Origin of the sequence: Stenotrophomonas sp. GZD-301, from assembly GCF_049310345.1 — a bacterium.
In the GTDB taxonomy this organism is placed as follows: domain Bacteria; phylum Pseudomonadota; class Gammaproteobacteria; order Xanthomonadales; family Xanthomonadaceae; genus Stenotrophomonas.
This window is the reverse complement of sequence record NZ_JBMOWY010000002.1, coordinates 122715-128714: the sequence shown is the minus strand read 5'-3', so window position 1 is coordinate 128714 and position 6000 is coordinate 122715. Positions and strand designations below refer to the sequence as shown.

At 67.6% G+C, this 6000-nt stretch carries 4 protein-coding genes; 1 reads left to right on the top strand and 3 read right to left on the bottom strand.

Going from position 1 to position 6000, the window contains the following annotated elements; all coding sequences use genetic code 11:
* Nucleotides 1-638 precede the first annotated feature (638 nt).
* Nucleotides 639-1892, top strand: a complete 1254-nt coding sequence (locus ACO6VK_RS00790; RefSeq protein ID WP_422504997.1) for a lipase — start codon at nt 639-641, stop codon at nt 1890-1892.
* A gap of 53 nt (nt 1893-1945) precedes the next feature.
* Here ACO6VK_RS00790 and ACO6VK_RS00785 read toward each other — a convergent pair whose 3' ends face one another.
* The 3 genes from ACO6VK_RS00785 to sucC all read right to left on the bottom strand — a co-directional run bounded on the left by ACO6VK_RS00785 (nt 1946) and on the right by sucC (nt 5971).
* Nucleotides 1946-3580 carry an NAD+ synthase gene (locus ACO6VK_RS00785; protein ID WP_422504996.1) on the bottom strand — a complete coding sequence of 545 codons (1635 nt, stop codon included), beginning with the start codon at nt 3578-3580 and terminating at the stop codon, nt 1946-1948.
* Between the two features lie 324 nt (nt 3581-3904).
* Entirely contained in the window at nt 3905-4780 is an 876-nt protein-coding gene (sucD, locus tag ACO6VK_RS00780) for a succinate--CoA ligase subunit alpha (protein ID WP_421567541.1), read from the bottom strand.
* Between the two features lie 21 nt (nt 4781-4801).
* Nucleotides 4802-5971 (bottom strand): ADP-forming succinate--CoA ligase subunit beta, encoded by a 1170-nt coding sequence (gene sucC / locus ACO6VK_RS00775; RefSeq protein WP_017356170.1) that lies wholly within the window; start codon nt 5969-5971, stop codon nt 4802-4804.
* Between the last annotated feature and the right edge of the window lie 29 nt (nt 5972-6000).

The following is a 6000-nucleotide window of genomic DNA, read 5'->3' as shown; positions in this document are numbered from 1 at the left end:
CCACTTGTCGGCCAACCGCCACAGTCAACCGAAGGCAATCCCTGTGGTGAAAAAAAAAAGGGCCCGGTTCGGGCCCTTTTTTTTTGGTTTTTTACCCTCCATGCAGCAGGTCTGAAGCGGTCTGAACCTGTACGGGTGCGGCGGCCGGTGGGTCGGGCGCTGGGCCGCGATGCCCTTGTCGGCGAGTGTCCCCCGGCGTCGGCCTGCGGCCGCCCCCTCCTCCTTTACCTCGCCCACAAGGGCATCGCGACCCACGTGTCGAGACCACTGGCGCCTCAATGGAGCATCCGGCTTTCCCGCGCACGTGCCGCAAGCCGAGCCCCGTCGCGGCGGACAGGCTCCAGGGCAACGTAAAGGAGGAGGTCGTCGCCGCCAGGCGGCGGCCGGGGGACAGTTGCCCAGGGGCCTGTCGGTCGCGACGGGGCCCTCACGCTCGCGGTATCCCCGAGCGAAGCCGCATACCTGACGGCCGCCCTGCGGCAGCCCGTAGGAATCGCTGCAAAGCCATCATTCCGGGTCAGATGCGACAGCGCATCGGGGAAGGTGGGACCGCGGTCGCGGCCGGTGGTCGACGGGATCAGGAGACTGCGCGCACGCGACAGGCCACCCCCGTGGCCGGCGGAGCCCGGAGACCCCCCATGCTGAAACAGACCCGCCCCTCACCCCGGTCCCGATCAGGCCGCAGGTGCGTCGCCAGGGGGCTGCTGGCGGCCGCCCTGGCCCTGCCGCTGACCGCTGCCGCGCTGCCCGGGGTCCCCGGCACGGTGGTGGATGCCGAACCCTACACGGCCGCCTGGCTGCCGTCGAAGGCGGCGACGGCCTACCGCCTCACTTACACCACCACCAACGTCCACGCGCGGCCGGCCCTGAGCACCGGGCTGGTGTACCTGCCGGCCGGGCGGGCGCCGGCCGGGGGCTGGCCCGTGGTGTCCTGGGCACACGGCACACAGGGCGTCTCGGACCGCTGCGCGCCATCCGTCTCCGGGCCGCAGCGGCCCGAGCGCGACGGACGCTTCCTGGACCTGTTCCTGGCCACCGGCCACGCCGTGGTCGCTTCCGACTACCAGGGGCTGGGTTCCCCGGGCGAGCATGCGTTCCTGCACGGTGCCACCGCCGGGCGCAACATCGTGGACATGGTCAAGGCCGCCCACGCCTTCGCTCGCCGCCTGCCCTCGGGGCAACAGCTCTCGACGCGCTGGGTATCGGTGGGCCACTCCCAGGGCGCCGCCGCAGCCGTGGTGGCCGGCCACCAGGCCAGCACACAGGGGCAGGCCGCGCTCAACTACCGGGGCACGTTCGGTACCGGCACCCCGGTCGGGGTGGACGCCAGTGCAGCGTTGATGGAGCCGGACAACCTGATCCCCTACCCGGGCCCGATCAACGCCTACCACGCCTACATGCTGCTGGGGCTGCTGCAGATCGAGCCGGCCATCGACACGGTCCTGACCGACGCGGGCCGGCAGCGCCTGGCCTTGGGGCGGCAGTTGTGCCTGGCCGAGTTGGCCACGGCGCTGGAAGGCGCCACCACCGGCGAGATGTTCCAGGCGCCGTTGCTGTCGGTACCGGGAATCGCACCGTTGCTGACGACCTATTTCGACATGCCGCTGCGCGGTTTCGCACAGCCGCTGATGCTCGCCCACGGCAAGGACGACCACGATGTGAGTTACGACAAGGCCCTGCTCTATGCCGCCGAACTGGCGCTGCAGGAGCAGCCGGTCCTGTTCCGCCCCTACCCCACCGACCACTGGGGCATCCTCGACGCGGCCAGCCCCGACGGCCTGGCGTTCGTGACATCACGGTTGAGCGCGGCGCAGGCGGGCCGCCAGGGCGACGTCGACGCCGCCGCCGAATCGGCACACCTGCAGCGCCTGCTGGACGAGGCCGCGCGCTAGTCGCGGCCGACCTGCCGACGGGGTCCGGCCTGTGCCAGGCCCCGTCGCCGGTGTCAGCCCTTGTAGCCGTTGCTGATCGGGTAGCGCCGTTCGCGGCCGAAGGCGCGCCGCGACACCTTGGGACCGGGCGCGGCCTGGTGGCGTTTCCACTCGCTGGTCCGCACCAGGCGCAGTACGCGGTCCACGACCTCCGGGGCATAACCGGCCCCCACGATCTCCTCGCGCGACTGTTCCTGGTCCACGTAGCGGTACAGGATGCCGTCGAGCACATCGTAGGCCGGCAGCGAATCCTGGTCGGTCTGGTTGGCGCGCAGCTCGGCCGACGGCGGCCGGGCGATCACCGCCGGCGGGATCACCGGCGCGCCGCCCACCGTGTTGCGCCACTTGGACAGACCGAACACCTCGGTCTTGTACAGATCCTTCAGCGGCGCGTAGCCACCGCACATGTCGCCGTAGATGGTGGCGTAGCCCACCGCGTACTCGCTCTTGTTGCCGGTGGTGAGCAGCAGCCCGCCGAACTTGTTGGACAGCGCCATCAGGATCACGCCGCGGCTGCGCGACTGCAGGTTCTCCTCGGTGACATCGGCCGGCTGGCCCTCGAACATCGGGCCGAGCGCGCGCATCAGGCCTTCGAACACCGGTTCGATCGACACCGCTTCGAGCGTCACGCCCAGCGCGCGGCACTGCTCGGCGGCCAGATCGTTGGACATGTCGGCGGTGTAGCGCGACGGCAGCCGCACCGCGGTGACGTTGGCCGCGCCCAGCGCATCCACCGCCATCGCCAGCACCAGCGCCGAATCGATGCCACCGGACAGGCCCAGCCACACCTTCTTGAACCCGTTCTTGCGGCAGTAGTCCTGGATGCCCCGGGTCACCGCACGCCAGGCCAGCGCGTCCATGCTCTCATCGCCATCGTCGATCCACTCGCGCGGCAGGAAACGACGCGTCTGCGCGTCGTAATCCACGACCAGCCACTGGTCGGTGAACGCGGCCGCTGCCGGGTGCACCGTGCCATCGCCATCAGCAACCACCGAGGCCCCGTCGAACACCAGCGCGTCCTGCCCGCCGACCCCGTTGAGGTAGGCGATCGCCGCACCGCTTTCACGGGTACGTTCGGCCAGCACCGCATCGCGCTCGGCATGCTTGCCGCGCTCGTACGGCGAGGCATTGGGCACCACCACCAGCTGCGCGCCCTGGCGCACGGTATCGGCCAGCGGCTCGGCGAACCACAGATCCTCGCAGATCAACAGGCCCACCGGCACGCCCTTGATTTCGAACACGCAGCTGCCGCCGTCCGGATCGACATCGAAATAGCGGCGCTCATCGAACACCGCGTAGTTGGGCAGCTCGCGCTTGCGATAGGTATGCAGCACTTCGCCATCGCGCAGCACGCTGGCCGCGTTGTAGACCACCGCCCCGGCCGCCTGCGGCCAGCCGACCACGGCGGTGATGCCCTGGGTAGCGGCGGCGATGCGCTCCAGCGCCTGCTGGCAGTCGTACAGGAAGCGCGGGCGCAGCAGCAGGTCTTCCGGCGGATAGCCGCTGATGGCCAGTTCCGGAAACACCACCAGCTCGGCGCCGTACTCGTCGCGGGCCTCGCCGATCATCGTGATGATGGTGTCGGTGTTCTGCGCGACGGCACCTACCGGAAAATCGAACTGGGCCAGGGCAATGCGAAGCGACGTCATGAGATACAGCCTGGTGGTTGCAATACCCCATTGTAGTGCCGGCCGCTGGCCGGCAACCATGCAGGCAGTGACGCAGCACTATACCGCCGGCCGCTGGCCGCTGGCCGGCAACCATGCAGGCAGTGACGCAGCACGACATCGCCGGCCGCTGGCCGGCAACCATGCAGGCAATGACGCAGCACGATACCGCCGGCCGCTGGCCGGCAACCATGCAGGCTTCTGCGCCCCAACGCAAAACGCCGCCCGGAGGCGGCGTTTTGCTTGGTAGAGCAGCCGACTAACAGTCGGCGCTACGCGCTGTCAGCCGCGATGCGGCTGGCGGCCTTACTTCACCAGCTTGGCGATCGCGGCACCCAGGTCGCCCGGCGAACGCACGGTGACGACGCCAGCAGCTTCCATCGCGGCAAACTTGCCTTCCGCAGTGCCCTTGCCGCCCGAGGCGATCGCACCGGCGTGGCCCATGCGCTTGCCGGCCGGAGCCGAGGCACCCGCGATGAAACCGACAACCGGCTTCTTCACGTGGTTCTTGATGTACTCCGCACCGGCTTCCTCGGCGTCGCCGCCGATTTCGCCCACCATGATGATGCCCAGGGTCTGCGGGTCTTCGTTGAACAGCTTCAGGCAGTCAACGAAGTTCAGGCCGTTGATCGGGTCGCCACCGATACCGATGCAGGTCGACTGGCCCAGGCCCACTTCCGTGGTCTGCTTGACCGCTTCATAGGTCAGGGTGCCCGAACGCGACACGATGCCGATCTTGCCCGGCATGTGGATGTGGCCCGGCATGATGCCGATCTTGCACTCGCCCGGGGTGATCACGCCGGGGCAGTTCGGCCCGATCAGCACGGTGTCCGCATGCGAACGGGTCAGCACGTTCTTCACGCGCAGCATGTCCAGCACCGGAATGCCTTCGGTGATGCACACGATGACCTTGATGCCGGCAGCCGCAGCTTCCAGGATCGCGTCGGCCGCGAACGGCGGCGGCACGTAGATGACCGAGGCGTTGGCGCCGGTGGCGGCAACGGCATCGGCCACGGTGTTGAAGACCGGCAGGTCGATATGGGTCGTGCCGCCCTTGCCCGGGGTCACGCCGCCAACAACCTGGGTGCCGTACTCAAGCATCTGAGTGGCGTGGAAGGTGCCCTGCTGGCCGGTGAAGCCCTGCACGATCACCTTGGTGTTCTTATTGATCAAAACTGACATTGGATTTCCTTCGGTGTCGGATCAGGCGGCGTTCTTGACAGCTTCAACGACCTTCTTGGCACCGTCGTTGATGTTGTCGGCCGGGATGATGGCCATGCCGCTGTCACGCAGCAGCTGCTTGCCTTCTTCCACGTTGGTGCCTTCCAGGCGCACCACGACCGGAACCTTGACGCCCACTTCCTTCACAGCGGCGATGATGCCTTCGGCAATCATGTCGCAGCGGACGATGCCGCCGAAGATGTTGACGAAGATGCCTTCGACCTTGTCCGAGGACAGGATCAGCTTGAACGCTTCGATGACGCGCTGCTTGTTTGCACCGCCGCCCACGTCCAGGAAGTTCGCCGGCTCGCCGCCGTTGAGCTTGATGACGTCCATGGTGGCCATGGCCAGGCCGGCGCCGTTGACCATGCAACCGATGTTGCCGTCCATGGTGACGTAGTTGATGTCCAGCTCCGAAGCGATCACTTCGGTCGGATCTTCCTGGGTCTTGTCGCGCATGGCGACCAGGGCCTTCTGACGGAACGCGGCGTTGTCGTCGCTGTCGAACTTGCCGTCCAGCGCGTACAGGTTGCCGTCGTCCAGGATGGCCAGCGGGTTGATTTCAACCAGCGCCAGGTCCTTTTCGTTGAACAGGCGGTACAGGTTCACCATGATGTTGGCGAACTGGCCGGCCTGCTTGGCGGTCAGGCCGAGCTTGAAGCCGAAATCGCGGCCGTGGTAACCCTGCACGCCTTCAACGAAGTCGACGTTGAGCGAGTGGATCAGCTCCGGGGTTTCAGCGGCGACCTGCTCGATCTCCACGCCGCCTTCCGACGAGGCGATGTAGGTGATGGTCTTGGTGCCACGGTCAACCAGCACCGACAGGTACAGTTCCTTGACGATCTCGCCGGCGGTGGTCACCAGCACCAGGTTGACCGGCAGCTCGACGCCGGCGGTCTGGTAGGTGGCCATCTTGGTGCCGAGCATCTTGGCCGCAGCGGCCTTCACATCGTCGGTGGTCTTGCAGAACTTGACGCCGCCAGCCTTGCCGCGACCGCCCGCGTGGATCTGCGCCTTGACCATCCAGGGGCCCTGGCCCAGGGAGTTGGCAGCGTCAACGGCTTCGTCCGGGGTCGCCGCGACCTTGCCGGCCGGAACGGGGATGCCGTACTCGGCAAGCAGTTGTTTTGACTGGTATTCGTGGAAATTCATGCGTCACCGTGGGAATAGGAACGACCGCA

Coding starts and splice junctions, on each gene's coding strand:
- ACO6VK_RS00790 (WP_422504997.1), top strand. CDS start 639: ATGCTGAAACAGACCCGCCCCTCACCCCGGTCCCGATCAGGCCGCAGG.
- ACO6VK_RS00785 (WP_422504996.1), bottom strand. CDS start 3,580: ATGACGTCGCTTCGCATTGCCCTGGCCCAGTTCGATTTTCCGGTAGGT.
- sucD (WP_421567541.1), bottom strand. CDS start 4,780: ATGTCAGTTTTGATCAATAAGAACACCAAGGTGATCGTGCAGGGCTTC.
- sucC (WP_017356170.1), bottom strand. CDS start 5,971: ATGAATTTCCACGAATACCAGTCAAAACAACTGCTTGCCGAGTACGGC.